The 17,405-nt window shown below is 61.6% G+C and carries 16 protein-coding genes; 13 read left to right on the top strand and 3 right to left on the bottom strand.

The window, feature by feature from the left end; genetic code table 11:
• The first annotated feature begins 152 nt into the window (after positions 1-152).
• From E8A46_RS02380 to E8A46_RS02365, 4 genes are all read left to right on the top strand, one after another.
• The gene (locus E8A46_RS02380; RefSeq protein WP_291556904.1) at positions 153-1,649 is read left to right on the top strand and encodes an aldehyde dehydrogenase family protein; all 1,497 of its coding nucleotides are present in this window, start codon (positions 153-155) and stop codon (positions 1,647-1,649) included.
• A gap of 296 nt (positions 1,650-1,945) precedes the next feature.
• Positions 1,946-3,076 carry an alkene reductase gene (locus E8A46_RS02375; protein ID WP_291556901.1) on the top strand — a complete coding sequence of 377 codons (1,131 nt, stop codon included), beginning with the start codon at positions 1,946-1,948 and terminating at the stop codon, positions 3,074-3,076.
• 174 nt (positions 3,077-3,250) lie between these two features.
• Entirely contained in the window at positions 3,251-3,733 is a 483-nt protein-coding gene (locus tag E8A46_RS02370) for a GFA family protein (protein ID WP_291556899.1), read from the top strand.
• 262 nt (positions 3,734-3,995) lie between these two features.
• Positions 3,996-5,657, top strand: a complete 1,662-nt coding sequence (locus E8A46_RS02365) for a thiamine pyrophosphate-dependent enzyme (RefSeq protein ID WP_291556898.1) — start codon at positions 3,996-3,998, stop codon at positions 5,655-5,657.
• A 130-nt stretch (positions 5,658-5,787) separates the two neighbouring features.
• Here E8A46_RS02365 and E8A46_RS02360 read toward each other — a convergent pair whose 3' ends face one another.
• Both E8A46_RS02360 and E8A46_RS02355 read right to left on the bottom strand, forming a co-directional pair.
• Positions 5,788-7,167, bottom strand: a complete 1,380-nt coding sequence (locus E8A46_RS02360; RefSeq protein ID WP_291556896.1) for an LLM class flavin-dependent oxidoreductase — start codon at positions 7,165-7,167, stop codon at positions 5,788-5,790.
• Between the two features lie 66 nt (positions 7,168-7,233).
• Positions 7,234-7,386, bottom strand: a complete 153-nt coding sequence (locus tag E8A46_RS02355) for a hypothetical protein (RefSeq protein WP_291556893.1) — start codon at positions 7,384-7,386, stop codon at positions 7,234-7,236.
• Between the two features lie 181 nt (positions 7,387-7,567).
• Here E8A46_RS02355 and E8A46_RS02350 point away from each other — a divergent pair, with 181 nt between their 5' ends.
• The 5 genes from E8A46_RS02350 (at position 7,568) to E8A46_RS02330 (ending at position 12,579) form a co-directional block, all read left to right on the top strand.
• On the top strand, positions 7,568-8,080 hold the full coding sequence (locus E8A46_RS02350; protein WP_291556890.1) for a GDSL-type esterase/lipase family protein: 513 nt from the start codon (positions 7,568-7,570) through the stop codon (positions 8,078-8,080).
• 109 nt (positions 8,081-8,189) lie between these two features.
• Entirely contained in the window at positions 8,190-11,333 is a 3,144-nt protein-coding gene (locus E8A46_RS02345; RefSeq protein ID WP_291556887.1) for a CHAT domain-containing protein, read from the top strand.
• 34 nt (positions 11,334-11,367) lie between these two features.
• On the top strand, positions 11,368-11,820 hold the full coding sequence (locus tag E8A46_RS02340) for a hypothetical protein (protein WP_291556884.1): 453 nt from the start codon (positions 11,368-11,370) through the stop codon (positions 11,818-11,820).
• A gap of 10 nt (positions 11,821-11,830) precedes the next feature.
• Positions 11,831-12,034, top strand: a complete 204-nt coding sequence (locus E8A46_RS02335; RefSeq protein WP_291556881.1) for a hypothetical protein — start codon at positions 11,831-11,833, stop codon at positions 12,032-12,034.
• Positions 12,034-12,579 carry a hypothetical protein gene (locus E8A46_RS02330; RefSeq protein WP_291556878.1) on the top strand — a complete coding sequence of 182 codons (546 nt, stop codon included), beginning with the start codon at positions 12,034-12,036 and terminating at the stop codon, positions 12,577-12,579. Before E8A46_RS02335 ends, E8A46_RS02330 begins: the two co-directional genes overlap by 1 nt.
• A 263-nt stretch (positions 12,580-12,842) precedes the next feature.
• Here E8A46_RS02330 and E8A46_RS02325 read toward each other — a convergent pair whose 3' ends face one another.
• Positions 12,843-13,469 carry a carboxymuconolactone decarboxylase family protein gene (locus E8A46_RS02325; protein ID WP_291556875.1) on the bottom strand — a complete coding sequence of 209 codons (627 nt, stop codon included), beginning with the start codon at positions 13,467-13,469 and terminating at the stop codon, positions 12,843-12,845.
• A gap of 160 nt (positions 13,470-13,629) precedes the next feature.
• Here E8A46_RS02325 and E8A46_RS02320 point away from each other — a divergent pair, with 160 nt between their 5' ends.
• The 4 genes from E8A46_RS02320 (at position 13,630) to E8A46_RS02305 (ending at position 17,357) form a co-directional block, all read left to right on the top strand.
• Positions 13,630-15,012, top strand: coding sequence for a M20 family metallopeptidase (locus E8A46_RS02320; protein ID WP_291556872.1), 1,383 nt, complete (start codon positions 13,630-13,632; stop codon positions 15,010-15,012).
• Positions 15,013-15,151: 139 nt separating this feature from the next.
• Entirely contained in the window at positions 15,152-15,568 is a 417-nt protein-coding gene (locus tag E8A46_RS02315) for a hypothetical protein (RefSeq protein WP_291556984.1), read from the top strand.
• Positions 15,565-16,443, top strand: coding sequence for an alpha/beta hydrolase (locus E8A46_RS02310; RefSeq protein WP_291556869.1), 879 nt, complete (start codon positions 15,565-15,567; stop codon positions 16,441-16,443). Before E8A46_RS02315 ends, E8A46_RS02310 begins: the two co-directional genes overlap by 4 nt.
• Positions 16,440-17,357: an amino acid ABC transporter substrate-binding protein gene (locus tag E8A46_RS02305; RefSeq protein ID WP_291556866.1), complete on the top strand. Its 918-nt coding sequence runs from the start codon at positions 16,440-16,442 to the stop codon at positions 17,355-17,357. The genes E8A46_RS02310 and E8A46_RS02305 overlap by 4 nt, the downstream gene beginning before the upstream one ends.
• Positions 17,358-17,405: the final 48 nt, after the last annotated feature.

Below are 17,405 nucleotides of genomic sequence, written 5' to 3'. Positions count from 1 at the left end.
GCCGCGCATGAAGCATGCACGAAATGGCATGGGAGCTCCTCATTCGGCGCTCTCTACAAACTGCTCACCGGCTTTACGGTTTCACACCGCCGCTATAGAATTTTACATATAACGATCGCAGAAACATCGGTCGACCCCAGGGGAGTGCAGACATGGCTGTAACGCAGGCAATTCCGATCACGCGCCATCCTTATGCGGATGGTTCCTACAAGAAGATGCTGATCGACGGCCAATGGGTCGACGCTGCATCCGGCAAACGCTTCGAGACCCACAACCCGGCGACCGGCGAATTGCTGGCGACCGTCGCCGAGGGCGACGCCGAGGACATCAATCGCGCGGTGGCCGCCGCGCGCCGTGCCTTCGAGGGGCCGTGGAGCAAGGTGAAGCCGTTCGAGCGGCAGAACCTGTTGTTGAAACTCGCCGATCTCGTGGAGAAGAATTTCGAGGAGCTTTCGCAGCTCGACACGCTCGACATGGGCGCGCCGATCAGCCGTACCCGCGGCAACAAGCTGCGCGTGCTCGGCATGCTGCGTTACTACGCGGGGCAGGCAACCGCGCTGCATGGCGAGACCATCGAGAATTCGCTGCCCGGCGAAATCTTCTCCTACACGCTGAAGGAGCCGGTCGGGGTCGTCGGCGCGATCATCCCATGGAACGGCCCGCTCGGCGCCAGCGTCTGGAAAATCGGCCCTGCGATCGCCACCGGCTGCACGGTGATCCTGAAACCCGCGGAGGAAGCGCCGCTGACCTCGCTGCGGCTCGGCGAACTTTGCATGGAAGCCGGCATCCCGCCCGGCGTCGTCAATGTGGTGGCGGGATTTGGCGAGACCGCGGGCGCGGCGCTGGCCTCGCATCCGGGCGTCGACAAGGTCGCCTTCACCGGCTCGCACGTCACCGGTCAGTCGATCGTCAGGGCGTCGGCCGGTAATCTGAAGCGGGTGTCGCTCGAGCTTGGCGGCAAATCGCCTGACATCGTGTTTGCCGACGCCGATCTCGACGCGGCGGTGCCGGGCGCGGCGATGGCGGTGTTCGCCAATTCCGGGCAGATCTGCAGCGCGGGGACGCGGCTGTTTGTCGAGAACAAGGTGTATGACGAATTCGTCGGCCGCGTCGCCGAATTCGGCAAAAAGCTGCAGGTCGGCAACGGCCTCGACCCCAATACGCAAATCGGCCCGCTGGTGTCGGAACAGCAGCTCGAACGGGTCTCGGGCTATCTCGCCATCGGCCAGAAGGAAGGCGCCAAAGCGCTCGCGGGCGGCGCCCGGCTCACCGAAGGCGCGCTGTCGAAAGGCTATTTCGTGCCGCCGACGGTGTTCGCCAACGTCCAGGACAATATGCGGATCGCGCAGGAGGAGATCTTCGGACCCGTCATTTCCGCGATCTCGTTCAAGGATCCGGACGAACTGATCCAGCGCGCCAATGCCACGACCTTCGGCCTCGGCAGCGGCGTTTGGACTAAGGACGTCGGCAAGGCGCACCGTGTCGCCAAGGCGCTTCGCGCCGGCTCGGTCTGGGTCAACTGCTATCAGGCGATGGACCCGGCGGTGCCGTTCGGCGGCTACAAGATGAGCGGCTATGGCCGCGAGTCCGGCAAGCAGCACCTGGAAGAATATCTCAACGTCAAGGCGGTCTGGATCAAGACCGCGTAGGACGTTGGAATAAGAGAGATGGCGTTGAGTTGGTTCACCTCGCCCCGCTTGCGGGGAGAGGTCGGATTGCGGAGCAATCCGGGTGAGGGGACTTTCCGCGAGTTCGAGTGCGTGGAGGGTCCCCCTCACCCCAACCCTCTAAGAGCGAGCTTCGCTCGTCTCGACCCCGCAGACGGGGAGAGGGGGAGATGGTTCATCGGGTGGCGGCGGCTTCGGCCGCCGCTTTTTCAACGGCTCGTGCTCACATATTGAGTGACTACAGAAACTTCAGTGACTAGAGAAAAAATCGGGGCAAGATGAATTTTCCTTCGTTGTTTTCGCCGCTCCGGGTCGGCCCCTACCGGCTGCAGCATCGGGTGGTGATGGCGCCGCTGACGCGGATGCGGGCGGAGCGAACGAGCTTCGCGCCGCGGGCGCTGAATGCGGAATATTACGGCCAGCGCGCCACGCCGGGCGGTCTGATCATCGCCGAAGCCTCGCCCGTGATGGCCACGGGGCGCGGCAATCCGGCCACCCCCGGCATCTATTCCGATGCGCAGATCACGGGATGGCGCGGCGTCGTCGATGCGGTTCATGCCAAGGGCGGGGTGATCTTTCTCCAGCTCTGGCATGTCGGCCGCGTCTCGCATTCCTCGTTCCAGCCCGGCGGCCTGCTGCCGGTCGCTCCCTCGGCGGTGCCGATTACCGGCAACGGCATGATGGCGATGACCGCCGACGGCAAAATGGTGCCGTATGAGACGCCGCGCGCGCTCGAAACCGCCGACGTGAAAGGAATTGTCGAAGCGTTTCGGCAGGCTGCCATCAACGCGATGAAGGCCGGGTTCGATGGCGTCGAGATTCATGGTGCCAATGGCTATCTGCTCGAGCAATTCCTGCAGTCGCACACCAATCTGCGCACCGATCAATATGGCGGCGCGATCGAGAACCGCGCGCGGCTGTTGCTGGAGATCACCAAAGCCGCGATCGAGGTATGGGGCGCCAACCGCGTGGGCGTGCGATTGTTGCCCTATGGCGTCGCCAATGGCAGCGGCGAAGCCGATCCGATGCCGCTCTACAGCCATGCGATCAAGGCGCTCGATGCGCTTGGGCTCGCTTATCTGCATTTCATCGAGCCGCGGTCGAGCGGCGCCGGCCGCGCCGAGGTCAACCATCAGAACGTGCCGTCGGCGATGGTGCTGTTCCGCCCGATCTGGCGCGGCGTCCTGATCTCGGCCGGTGGGTTCACCGGCGAGACGGCGGAAGCCGCGATCGCCGAAGGTCACGCCGACGCCATCGCGTTCGGCCGCATCTTCATTTCCAACCCCGATCTGCCGCGCCGTCTGCAACACGGTTTCCCGTTGACGCCCTATAACCGCGCGACCTTCTATGGCGGCGAGGAAGCGGGCTATACTGATTACCCCGTGTATGGCGAGTTGGAGCGGGCGTGACGACCCAATCGTCATTGCGAGCCAACGGGTCGCGCGAATGCGCGCCCGATGACAGGCTCCGCGAAGTAATCCATGAGGCCGCCAGGGAAGAATGGATTGCATCGTCGCTTTCGCTCCCTTGCGCAAACGCTTCGCGCTTGTCGCAGGCAATGACGACGGAGCCGAGAGACGCAAATGCCAAAAGCACCAAAGATGATGGGAGTTGCAACCGGCCAATGCCTGTGCGGCAGCGTCTGCTTCGAGATCGATGTTCCGGCGCGCTGGGCCTGGCACGATCATTCCGCGTCAAGCCGGCGCGCGCATGGCGCGGCCTATGCCACCTATGTCGGCAGCTGGCGCAAGCGCTTTCGCATTACAAAAGGCGAGGCGGGGATCGCGCGTTTCGACGACAAGACCGCAAAGGCCACGCGCAGCTTCTGCAAGCGCTGTGGCACGCCGCTGATTTACGAACGCGCGCGCTCGCCGCACATGGTCAACATCCCGCGCGCGCTGTTTTCGGGGCGCACCGGCCGGCAGCCGCTCTATCACGTCGCGATCGAAGAGCTGCAGGAATGGATCTATGCCGGCGAACCGCTGGTGCCGCTGAAGGGCTTTCCGGGCGTGGTCTGGCAGCGCTCGAAAAAGAAGAAACGGCCGGATCATGAAGGGATGTTCTAGCCGCGCCGTGTCACTCGTGCCCGGACGCAGTGCAGATCGAAGTGCTGCACTGCTGAGCCGGGGCCCATCAATTCGGGCGCTCGCGAGCCGCGTGGGTCCCGGCTCAGCGGTGTACCGCCAACTGCGCTGCACCGCGTCCGGGACACGATTGCTGGGATTCCGCCGCGCAGGGCAGCCATGAGCGCGCTTCCTTGATCTCATCGTCCTGGATCAGTCATGATGTCGAAAATCCCGACGGCAATGGGCGCGGGCAGGAGGAGACATGAAGAATCGCATTACCGGGCGCTCGGCGTTCCTCGCATTGCTCAAGGACGAGGGCATCACGCATCTGTTCGGCAATCCCGGCACCACCGAACTGCCGATCATGCATGCGCTGAAGGATCATCCTGACCTGACCTACGTGATGGCGATGCAGGAGAGTCTCGTGGTCGCCATCGCCGATGGCTACAGCCGGGCGTCGGGCCGCCTGGTTGCCTGCAATGTTCATGTCGCGCCGGGGCTCGGCAACGCGATGGGCTCGCTCTACAACGCGCAGTTCACCGGTACGCCGATGATCCTGACCGCCGGCCAGCAGGAGCAGGGCCACGGGTTGATGGAACCGCTGCTGTATGGCCCGCTGGTCCGGATGGCCGAGCCGCTGGTGAAATGGGCGGTCGAGGTGACGCGGCTAGAGGATCTGCCGCGGATCGTGCGCCGCGCCGCCAAGATCGCGACCACGCCGCCGACCGGGCCGGTGTTCATTTCGCTGCCGGGCGACATCCTCAACGCGGAAGCCGGCATCGAACTCGGCCGCTCGACCCGGGTCGATACCCGTGTCAGACCTTCCGACGAGGCGCTCAAGACGCTGGCGGTGCGTATCCTGAAAGCGCAGCGGCCCGCCATCATCGCCGGCGACGAGATCGTCAAGAGCGATGCGCTGCGGGAGGCCGCCGATTTGGCCGCGGCGCTCGGCTGCCCCGCGTTTCAGCAGTCGGTGCCTTATGGAGCGCATTTCCTGTCGGAGAGCCCGTGCTTCATGGGCGCGCTGTCGCGCTCGCAACCGCAGGTGCGCGAGGTGCTATCGCCCTACGACCTCCTGATCGTGCTCGGCGCCGATCCCCTGCGGATGTCGGTGCATAGCGAGGTCGATCCGTTGCCCGAGGGGCTGCCGATGGTGCAGATCGGTCTCGTCGACGGGGATCTCGCCAAAAATTACAGCGCGGAGATCGCGCTGAAGGCCGACGTCAGGGAGACCCTGCGCGCGCTGGTGCCGGCGCTGAAATCGATCGGCGGCGCAGCGCTGGAGGCCCGCGCCAGGCAGGGCGTCGCGGCGCTGGCGGCGAGCAACTGGACGGCGCGGCGCGCAACGCTGGTCGGGCAAATTTCGGGAAAAAAGGATCGCTCGCCAATCGATTGCGATTATCTGACGTTGCAGCTGGTCGAGGCGATGCCCGACAACGCCATTCTCGTCGACGAGGGACTGACCTCCTCGCGGCGGACGCTGGCGCTGCGCCCGCATCGCGATCGCTTCGGTTATCATGCGCTGGCGTCGGGCGGCATCGGCTGGGGATTGCCGGCGTCCGTCGGCGTCAGCCTGGCCAACCCCGATCGGCCGGTGGTTTGTTTCTCCGGCGACGGCAGCGCGATGTATTCGATCCAGGCGCTGTGGACCGCCGCGCATCACAAGCTGCCGCTGACGGTGGTGATCGCCAACAATGGCGGTTACCGCATCATCAAGCAAAGGCTGCTCGCGTTTCATGGCGACGACCATTACGTCGGCATGGATTTCGCCGACCCGCCGGTGGATTTTGCCGGCATGGCCAAATCGCTCGGGCTTGAGTCAACCCGGATCACCAGGCCCGAGGATTTGAAGTCGACGCTGGCGGCGGCGTTCAGGCGGCCCGGCGCCAAGCTGATCGAGGTGATGGTGGACGGCACGGTTTAGCGCTTCCCCCGTCATCCTGAGGTGCGAGCGCAGCGAGCCTCGAAGGATGAGCGGCCCGGGCCGTCGTCCTTCGAGACGGCCGCGTCGCGGCCTCCTCTGGATGACGGGGATAGCCCGAGTTTGCCGCGATTCATTCTGCCGCCGCGCGCGGCCGATACTGCGCGGCCGGATGCGGCGCGGCGAGCCGGGCGCGGCCGGCGCCGAACAGTTTTTCGCGCAAAGTCCCGGGCTGGTAGGCGGCCTTGTAACGTCCGCGCTTGACCAGCTCCGGCACCAGCATGTCGGTGATGTCCCCGAAATCGCCGGGCGAAATCGCAAACGGTACGTTCAGGCCGTCGACGTCGGTCTGGTCGAACCATGCCTCGATCGCGTCGGCGACCTGCGCGGGCGTGCCGATCGCAACCGGCCCGATGCCGCCGATGCCGACATGCTGGGCGACCTCGCGCACGGTCCAGACCCGGTCCGGATCGGCGCGGGTGATGTTGTCCATCGCGCTGCGGCCGGCGTCGTTTTCGACGTGGCGAACCTGCTGGTCGAGATCGTAGGTCGAGAAATCGACGCCGGTCCAGCCGGACATCAGGGTCAGCGCGCCTTCGGCGCTGACGTGGCTGCGATAGTCGGCGTATTTGGCTTTGGCCTCGGCCTCGGTGCGGCCGAGAATGATGGTGAACATGCTGAACATCAGGACTTCCGCCGGATTGCGCCCGGCCTTCGCGGCGAGGTCGCGAATGGCGGCGACGCGCGGCGCGATCACTTTGGCCGATGGTCCCGACATGAAGACGCATTCGGCGTGCTCGGCGGCGAACTGGCGCCCGCGCGGCGAGGTGCCGGCCTGATACAGTACCGGCGTGCGCTGCGGCGAGGGTTCGCAGAGATGAATGGCGTCGAGCCGGTAATTCTTCCCCTGGTGCTGGACGCGATGCACCTTGGAGGGGTCGGCGAAGATGCCGCGTGCGCGATCGCGCAGCGCGGCGTCGTTTTCCCAGCTTCCTTCCCAGAGCTTGTAGACCACCTCCATATATTCGTCGGCGACATCGTAACGGTCGTCATGCGCGGTCTGCTTGTCCTTGCCGGCGCCTTTGGCCGCGCTGTCGAGATAGCCGGTCACCACATTCCAGCCGACCCGTCCCTCGGTGAGATGGTCGAGCGTCGACATCCGCCGCGCGAATGTATAGGGCGGCTCGTAGGACAGATTGGACGTCACCCCGAAGCCGAGATTTTCGGTGACCGAAGCCATCACCGGGATCAGCAGCAACGGATCGTTCGCCGGCGTCTGCGCGGCGTTGCGCAGCGCCGCATCCGGGCTGCCGCCGTAGACGTCGTAGACGCCGAGCACGTCCGCCAGGAACAGGCCATCGAAGCGTCCGCGTTCCAGCGTCCTGGCCAGATCGAGCCAGTAGGGCAGGCGGTTGTAGTCGGCGGTGCGGTCGCGCGGATGGGTCCACAGCCCCGGCGATTGATGCGCGACGCAGTTCATGGCGAAGGCGTTGAGTCGGATTTCTTTTTTCATGACAACGTAACTCTGAATGGATTGTCGCGCGGCATGGCTGTCGCGCGACCATTACAGGGCAGAAAACTAGCGGCCGGCCTGCTTGAACGGCAATTCGGCATCGGCCGGCGGCGCCACGCGCGCGACGTTGAGCGTCATCGAGACGACGTCGTAGTATCCGTTCACCGCGACCAGGTCCATGATGCCCGCTTCACCGAATTTTTCCAGCGCCCTGACCATTCCAGCAGTTTCTATTGCCGTCGTCTCCGAATTTCTTACCGTCGACTAGAGACATCGGTGCAAATTCGTCGTACCGTGCCAACACGGACGAGCGTTTTGCTCTGACGGACGCCGCTCATTATGCACTGATACGTCATTAGTTGTCCAGAAAACGCATTAAGCAAACAAATTTGGAGCCAAAATGAAATTTGGGAACGTCTTGATCCTTGCGTCGACGCTCGCTACCGCAATTCTTCCGCTGACTAACGTTGCTTCGGCGCAAATTGTGGCACTGGGGGCCAGTAACGTAGAGGGCTACGGCGTTAGTTCCTCGGAAGCATGGCCAGCTCAACTGGAAAGCATACTGAGGGCCAAGGGCTCGAGCGCCCATATAACCAACGCCGGCGTTTCTGGTAATACCACCGGCGAAGTTCTTGCTCGCCTGTCGAGCGCGGTCCCGGATGGAACAAGGGTTGTTATCCTGGGCATCGGCGCGTTTAACGACGTCAGAACGGGTGGCAGTGTCGACGGTGCCCGGGCCAATATCGCTACGATCAAAAAGCAACTAACGGGTCGCGGCATCAGGGTAGTTGATGCGCTTGGGACCATGAAGTCGGTTATGCATCAGCCAGGCATGCTGCAAGCCGACCATATTCATCTCACGGCAGAGGGACACCACAGGCTCGCGATGCAATTGGCCGGGTCCGTAAGGTAACGGGGATATACCGTCGCGCGATTGCAATTCGCGCGACGGGCCTGATCTCAACTATTTGCAAATACAATTCAGAAGCTCTTACTGTCAGTCCGCCAGTCAAAGGCATGATGTGACCAGACCAGCGCGAACCAACATCTTCAGGAAAGGTTTTGCGGCCGGATTGATTTGTTGGCTGACGTCGACAAGCTTTGCTGTCGCAGAATCCACGATGTTTGCGCCGCCACCGCGCACAATTGTTGACATTACGGCTATCCTGGATCAGCAGAAGCCGGATGTCGGGCGCGCCAGCCGGACACAAGCCGCGGCTGACGCCACTCGCCCTGAAAAAGCAGATGCTCGTACGCTGGTTGCCTTCTATTTCCGTCGCGGCGACGCCCGGTCGGAGTTAGGTCGGTTGTCCGAAGCGATCGCGGACCTGCGAGAAGGAATTGCCATCGGACACGAAAATGGCGTGGACGTAACGGCGCTTCGACGCCAACTAGGATATCTTTATTCGTGGTCAGGCGACAATAAGTCCGCGCTTCAGTCCTTTCTGACAATCGCCCAGGAGAACGATCATCCTGAAACGGAATTGAGCTTGATTGTTTGCTATCGGTTTACCTCCCAAGTCTACATCTATCTCGGCGATCTGGTTCATGCCGAAGAATACGTGAAAAAAAATGACGCGCTGATCGAGAGAAAGCTTCCCGTTCTGGGAAACGACAAGTTTCGCGACGGTTACGTGCGGGAAGTCCATTTCGGACGGGGGCGACTGTTTGAGGCGCGGGGACAATATCGGGAAGCTGAGGAGGAGTATCGTATCGCGTATGACCTCAGCCAGCAGCTGATTAGCACCCTCGCAGGAGCGGTATCTGCGACGTTCCTGAGCAATCTCGAAACCGCTCGCGATAATCTGATCGCATCCGGCGGGCGTGTGAAGGCGCGCCAAGGGCGGTTTGCCGAAGGGGAGGCCGACGCAAGACAGGCACTGCTGAACCGCCTAAGTTCGGTCGGCAAGTACAATCTGACAACGACCCGGACCATACCTTATCTTTCCACAATTTTGATCGAAGAAGGCCGCTACGCCGAGGCAGAAAAGCTCACCCGCGCGGCGATCGAAATCTATCTTGCCATCGGAGCATCGAAGGACTCGCTGGCGTTCGCCTCCAATCTCAGTGAACTCGGAGCAATTTTGGGCCTGCAGGGGCACTGGGACGAAGCCGCCAAAGTGTACGGCGAACTTGAGCAGCAGATTTCGAACTGGGAAAAGGCACGTCGGGACGATCTCTTGTCTAACCCGTCGCGAATATACGCGCTGTACAGGGCCGGCCATCCCGCTACCGGGCTGACGGAAGCGAAGGCGATGGCGCGGCGATTGAAGGATCGCGTTGGCGAAAGCCATTTCGACTATGCAGTTGCGCGAGGCATGGTGGGAGTGGGTCTCGCCGCAGCGGGCCACGACAGCGAGGCTGTCGAGGAGTTTCGTGCCGCTGTTCCTGCTATCGCGGCCGGCTTGACGGCCAGCGTTGACGAAGACAGCTCCGGTGCCGCAGCGCGGAACAATTATGCCCGAATTGTCATCGAATCCTACCTCTCGGTGCTGGCGCGATCGGCCGCAAAGACCAAACAAGATGCTACAGGCGCTGCCGCAGATGCCCTGCGGCTCGCCGATTTGATCCGGGGGCAGTCCGTTCAAAATGCGATTGCCGGCTCTGCCGCCAGAGCGTCCACGAATAATCCGGAACTGGCGGAGTTGGCTCGACAGGAACAAGACCTTCAGAAGCAAATCGGCGCACAGCTGGATTCGCTTAACAGCGCATTGGCGCTTCCGCCCCAAGAGCGCAATAACGATGACCTGCGATCCATCCGCCACCGGATCGACGGACTCCGCGATCAGCGCGCGGCGGCGCGAGAGAAAATCGAAAGCCGGTTTCCGGCCTATTCGGAATTGATTCATCCCAAACCGCCCTCCGTCAGTGACATTCGAAAAGTTTTGAACGCGGATGAGGCGCTTGTTTCGATTTATCTTGGCCAAGACGAGAGTTTTGTTTGGGCAGTGCCGATGGACGGCGAGGTGGCCTTCGCCGCGATTCCGGCCACGCGCAGAGAAATCGAGAGCAAGGTGCTTAGGCTCCGCGAAGCGCTCGAGCCCAATGCGGCAATGATCTCCGATATCCCGGCCTTCGATGTTGCGCTCGGCTACGAGTTATACAGTTCACTCCTGAAGCCGGTCGAGAGTGGTTGGAAGAAAGCAAAAAACCTGATCGTCGTTACCAACGGTGCGCTCGGTCTGTTGCCGCTGTCGCTGCTGCCGACCGCGCCAGCCAAAATCGACGCGAACGACGATCCGTTGTTTGCGAGCTATCGTGCAGTGCCGTGGCTGGCGCGTAAGTACGCCGTCACGACGGTGCCATCCTCAGCGGCGCTGCGCGCCTTGCGCCAGTTGCCACCGGGCAAGCCGGGACGTAGCGAGTTGATTGCTTTCGGCGATCCATTGTTCAGTGCCGAACAAGCAGCCGAAGCTGCGGATGCGGAAACCGCCATCATGGTTGCGGACGCCGGTTTGGCCGCGACGCGCGGGATGCCGCTCAAGCGCCGGTCAAGTCCGAAGCTTGAGGGAATCGATAGCGCCGAACTTGCCATGCTGCCGCGGCTTCCGGATACCGCCGACGAACTAAAGTCGATTGCCGTGGCCTTGCGGGCGGACCCATCGAAGGTTCTTAAACTGGGAAAGAATGCCAACGAGGATGTCGTTAAGACCATGGACCTGTCGCGGATCAAGGTCGTGGCCTTTGCCACGCATGGTCTCGTGCCCGGCGAACTTAGCGGGCTGATACAGCCGGCACTGGCGCTGTCGGCGCCATCGGTCGCTGGGGTTGAGGGAGACGGACTGCTCACCATGGAGGAAATCCTCGCTTTGAAGCTCGATGCCGATTGGGTGGTGCTGTCGGCCTGCAACACCGGAGCGGGCGCCGGCGCCGGCGCGGAGGCAGCCTCGGGTCTCGGCCTTGCATTTTTTTATGCGGGCACGCGAGCGGTGCTCGTTACCAACTGGTCAGTCCATTCACAATCGGCGCGGGCGCTCGTCACGAATCTGTTCAAGCGCCAGGCCGATGATCCGAAACTGGCGCGCGGCGAGGCCCTACGGCAGGCCATGATGGCGCTGGCGGACGGACCAGGCTACATCGATGGTAACGGCAAGACCGAATTCGCGTATGCTCATCCCTTGTTTTGGGCGCCGTATTCCATCATTGGCGACGGCGGCACGCGTTAACGCTTTTATGTTTCAAGTAATAAGGAGAGTTATCGTGAGGGCTCGCCGTTTGGGATTTTTGTTAATTTGTGTTGCGAGTGTGATACCGGTAGCACTTCCTGCTTACGCCGCCGTGGTCTTGATCACGGAGGAAGAATCAAAATTGCCGCCGCTAAAGGGAGCTGTTGCAGCCGATCGACGAGGGATCACCCGGGGTCCGAAAATCGAGTTTATCGCCGACAGCGAACCGAGTCATTCGCCAATGCATTTTCAACTCAAGTTTGTATCGTATGGGGGTGCAAAAATCGACTCGGACTCCATCAAATTCACTTATCTGAAAACACCGAGCGTTGATTTGACTGACCGCGTCAGGCCTTTTGTGCAGGCGACGGGGATTGATATCCCGGATACCCAGCTGCCGGCGGGCGACCATATGTTGCGAGTCGACATTAAGGATTCGGACGGGCGCGTTGGAAGTACGATTTTTTTCCTGAAGGTTACGCCCTGAGGGAGTACCGATGATTTGTCTGTTTTGTTTGAACGACAATGCCTTGGAGGCGCTGGTTTGCGACTCTTGTGCCCGCGACATTACCGTACCGAAATCGCTAATCACCGAGCGCGACGATTTGACCCGGAAGCGCGATGCTCTGCAGGAGGAATTGCTACGGGCCAAGGGTGAGATCGAAAGGCTCAAGCGCGACAAGAAACGTCGATCATCCTGATGGAATGCCCGTTTTGCGCCGAAACCATCAAGTATGAAGCCATCGTGTGCAAGCACTGCTCGCGCGATTTACGAGTTGTGCGCCCGGTTATCCTTGAAATCCAGGAAATCGTTTCTGAACTTGACGGATTGCAGCGCGAACTTGACCGGGTTGATGCCAGCTTGGCGCGAATCCGCTTCCCGTTCCGTTACTTTACCAAACACACGATTGCATATGTGTTGGCGCCTGTCGTCCTCCTGGTAGCGGCTCACATTGTCGTCACGATCAAACTGGATGTTGCCCCGCTCTATCTGCGGCTGGCCTCGGTCATAATCCCGTTGCCGTTCGGTCTGGCACTCTATGCACGACAGAAAATCGGATTTCGCGGCGCCTTCCTGGTCGGTGTCGTGACGGCCGGAATAGCCGTAACATGCATGCTCACGGTAACCGGATTTAACGACAACGTCCCGATCGTCCCGGGGCCCTGGTCGAATGGCGTGAAGTTATCGAATATATCGCGAGTATCGCCCTTGCGTTCGAGACCGGCAACATTTTTGGTTTATTGATCTTCGATGTATTACCGAAAACAATGACTGAGGGCGGAAAGCCTAACGCGGTCGCTTACAAGATCGCGGGACTGCTTGGTCAGCATGTCGGCGAGGAGCAACTCCGCCGGCGCGCACGCTCCATCCAGCGTCTGCTTACCACCGCCGGACCGTTAGTGGGCGTGGTGGTAACGGCAGGTGGATCGATTTACACCGGCCTCAAAAGCATTTTGGGGTGGTAGCCGCGCGGCATGGCTGTCGCGCGGCCATTACAAGGCGAAAGACTAGCGGCCGGCCTGCTTGAACGGCAATTCGGCGTCGGCCGGCGGCGCCACACGCGCGACGTTGAGCGTCATCGAGACGACATCGTAATATCCGTTCACCGCGACCAGGTCCACAATGCCTTGCTCGCCGAATTTCTTCAGCGCCCGCGCATAGATCGCATCGTCGACGCCGTGATCGCGCCGCAGCTGCGTGGTGAACTCCCAGGCAACAGCCTCGTCATCCTTCATGTTGTCGGGCTTTCGCCCGGAGCCGATGGCGGCGATGGTGGCGGGATCGAGGCCGGCCTCGAGCGCCAGCGGCGCATGCGCGTACCACTCATATTGCGAGCCCCAGGCCTGCGCGGTCATCAGGATCGCCATCTCGTTGACCCGCTTGTCGAGCGAGGTGTTGAACCTGACATACTCGCTCACTTTTTGCAGTCGATCCGCCAGCTCCGGGCTGCGCAGCCAGGCATTGAACGGACCACTCATCCGCTTTCTCGGTCCGGAGATGAGGGCGTCGGCAATGCTGCGCTGGGCCGCCGACATTTTTTCGAGCGGAATTTCCGCCATCCGCTCGCCGGTCAGGGCCAGGGCGGAGCCGGCAAACAGCATGCAGACGGCCGAGACGCGAAGGATGGTTTTCAAGGAGCTCTCCCGCGAGACACCCGGTCGAGCGCCGGGCTATGGCGGAAATTGTTGCATTCCGGCAGGCTTTAGCAAAGCCAAATCCTCGCCCTTCCGGCCGGCGGCGTATCCCGGTAACCTGGCAAAATCCGGACGCCGAGTGGAACAAAAAAGAGAACAGATGACCAGAGCCGACGCCATCGCCAGGGCCCGCGATTTTCTTCACTCCGGCGAATTCCTCAGAGAACTCGACCGCAGGGTCGCTTACCAGACCGAGAGCCAGAACCCCGAAAAGCGCGACGCGCTGCGCGCCTATCTCACCGAGGACCTCGCGCCTGCGTTTTCGCAACTCGGCTTTTCGACGCGGCTGATCGAATCTCCGACCGGGAAGAATCCATACCTTCTCGCGGAATACCGCGAGAGCGGATCGGCTCCGACCGTTCTGATGTACGGACACGGCGATGTCGTCGACGGCATGGTCGGGGAGTGGCGCGATCATCTCGATCCGTGGCATACGACCATATCCGGCAATCGGGTCTACGGCCGGGGCACCGCCGACAACAAGGGCCAGCACAGCATCAATATGTCGGCGCTTCGGGCGGTGCGGGAGGCACGCGGCGGCCGGCTCGGCTTCAATGCCAAATTCATCATTGAGACCGGTGAGGAGATCGGGTCACCGGATTTGCGCCAGGTCTGCGAACAGTTGCGCGACGAGCTGAAAGCCGATCTGTTTCTTGCATCCGATGGGCCAAGGCTTTCCGCCGATCGCCCGACGCTGTTTCTCGGTTGCCGCGGCGGCATACGGATTCATCTCGACGTGAACTTGCGCGAGGGTTCGCATCATTCCGGCAACTGGGGCGGTATCCTTGCCAATCCCGCGACCATCCTTGCCAGTGCGATTGCCACGCTTGTCGACGGCAAGGGGCGTTTGCTGGTGGAGCCATTGAAGCCACCGCGCCTTTCGAACCAGATTCGCTCAGCCCTGGCCGACGTGAAGATCGAGCCGATGCCGGATGAGCCGGCGCTCGCTGAAGACTGGGGTGAGGAAGGTCTGTCGGCCGCCGAGCGGCTTTACGCGTGGAACACGCTCGAAGTGCTGGCGATGTCTTCCGGCAACATCGAGAAGCCGGCCAATGCCATCCCCGGACAGGCCTCGGCCGTCCTGCAACTGCGCTTTGTTGTCGGCACCAGGGTCGACAACATTGCCGACGTGATCCGGGCGCATTTGCACGATCGCGGCTTTCCGATGGTCGGGGTCGAGGCGACGCAGAGGTTCGCCGCGTCGCGAACCGATTTCGACAGCCCCTGGGTCAACTGGACCGCGGAATCGATCCGCAAGACGACGGGAAAGCCGCCCGCGGTGCTGCCGAATTTTGGCGGCTCGCTGCCGAATGACGTGTTTTCCGATATGCTCGGCCTGCCCACGATGTGGGTGCCGCACTCCTATCCCGGCTGCTCGCAGCACGCGCCGGACGAGCACATTCTGCTCTCCGTCACCGAAGAGGCGCTGGGCATCATGGCGGGCCTGTTCTGGGATTTGGGCGAAATGCCGCGCGCTTTATGAGGCGCAGCCGTCGGCTGCCGCCAAAGGCGCCTTGCGACGGCCCGACGTTCGGATCATAAAGACAGCTGGATCCGATCGGAAACCCTGTTTCATTCGGTCGCCAAATCTCGGTATTGCGGGAAATGCCTGCTTGAAGCGTATGACGCCACCTTCGAACCCAAGCGACGCTGCAGTGATGGGGGCGTTCGCGGGCATTCCCGCGCTGCTCGATCAAGCCCCTGCCTTGATCCTTCGCGGCCGTACCCTCGACTGTGAATGTCTGCTTGGACCGATCGATCACCCGTTTCATGCCTCGATCCGCGGCGGCAGGATCATCGACCTGACCCCGGCGCCGGTGTTGATGCGGTACTGGCGCTTTTCGTATCGCGCCTCTGCGGTGGCTTGGGCCGAATACTGGAAACCCGTGCCGCGGCCGGGCTGGCACGATCTGCTCGCCCTGACCAAGCGCGAAGAAGCGGTGCTGGAAGGCGACCTGCATCCGTTCATGGCGCATCTGCAATACTTCAAGGATGTGCTGGCGCTGCCCCGGTCGCACCGTCCCACGGTGCCATCATGACCGGCATGATCGAGCCGATGATCGGCCGCTACGTTCATGTCGAGATCGATGGCGATCCGCATCGCATCTATTTCGAGGAAAACGGCGCCGGCGTCCCGCTGGTCTGCCTGCACACGGCGGGGTCGGATGGACGCCAGTGGCGGCATCTGCTTGCAGACGAAGCGTTGGCTAAGAAATTTCGAATCATTGCCTTCGATATGCCATGGCACGGCAAATCGAATCCACCAGCAAGCTGGACCGGCGAGGAATATTGCCTTACGACCGCGCGTTACACGCAGACTATCCGCGCCTTCTGCCAGGCGCTCGCACTGGAGAAGCCCGTCGTGATGGGTTGTTCGATCGGCGGCCGTATCGTTCTCAACCTTGCGATCGAGCACGCCAGGGAATTTCATGCCTTGATCGGTCTGGAAGCCGCCGATTTTCAGGCGCCGTGGTACGATACCAGCTGGCTGCACCGTCCCGACGTTCACGGCGGCGAGGTCTGCGCGGCGCTGGTATCGGGTTTGATCGCGCCGCAAAGTCCTGACGCTTCGCGCCGCGAAACCCTGTGGTGCTACATGCAAAGCGGGCCGGGTGTGTTCAAGGGCGATCTGTACTTCTACCGGGTCGATGGCGATCTGCGTGGCCGCGTCGAGGGCATCGACACCGGCGCCTGTCCGCTTTACCTGCTTACCGGCGAGTACGATTTTTCCTGCACCCCAGACGACACGCGGCGGACGGCCGCGGCAATCAAGGGCGCCAGCCTCACCATCATGGAGCAACTCGGTCATTTTCCGATGAGCGAGAATCCAGAACAGTTTCGTCGCTACATCGCGCCGGTCCTCAATCAGATCCTCGAACAATCCATATCCGACAAACAAGGAGAACACTTATGAAACGCATGAATATCTTGGGCTACGCGCTCGCCGTTGCGTTCTGTGGGAGCCAGGCGAATGCCGAGGAACTCACGGGAACGCTGAAGAACATCAAGGAGACCGGAGCGATCACCCTGGGTTATCGCGACTCGTCGATTCCGTTTTCCTACCTGGACGACAGCCAGAAGCCGGTCGGCTATGCCATGGACATTTGCTACAAGATTGTGGATGCCGTGAAGAAGGAGCTCAAGCTCGACAAGCTTGAGGTCAAGCTCAATCCGGTCACCTCGGCGACACGTATCCCGCTGATGGCCAATGGCACCGTCGACCTCGAATGCGGTTCGACCACCAATAATGCCGAACGACAGAAACAGGTCTGGTTCACCAATACTCATTTCCTGACCGCAAGCCGCTTCGTTTCGAAGAAATCCAGCAACATCAAATCGATCGACGACCTCAAGGGCAAATCGGTGGTCTCGACCTCGGGCACCACCAACATCAAGCAGCTCAACGAGGCCAACGCCGCCCGCAATCTCGGCATCAACATCATTCCGGCCAAGGATCATGCCGAGTCATTCCTGATGGTCGAGACCGATCGCGCGGTGGCGTTCGTGATGGACGATATCCTGCTGGCAAGCCTCGTGGCCGGATCGAAGGAGCCGGGGGCCTATGTCATCTCAACTGATGCATTTTCGAAGCCCGAGCCCTACGGCATCATGGTGCGCAAGGACGATGTCGCCTTCAAGAAGGTGGTCGATGCCGCCACTGCGGCGCTTTACCAGAGCCCGGAGGGCGCGAAAGTGTACGAAAAGTGGTTCATGCAGAAGATTCCGCCCAAGGGGTTGAATCTCAACGTGCCGATCAGCGCGGAGCTGAAGCATGAATTCGCCAAGCCGTCGGATTCCCCCGACCCCGATTCCTACAAGGCGATGTAGGGTTAATCGGTTGAGGTGACGGCCCGGTCCTTGTGCGCAGTCCTTGCG

The organism is Bradyrhizobium sp. (assembly GCF_004799445.1).
Taxonomy (GTDB): Bacteria; Pseudomonadota; Alphaproteobacteria; order Rhizobiales; family Xanthobacteraceae; genus Bradyrhizobium.
The sequence above is the reverse complement of the archived record's forward strand: the minus strand, read 5'-3'. Positions and strand labels throughout refer to the sequence as shown.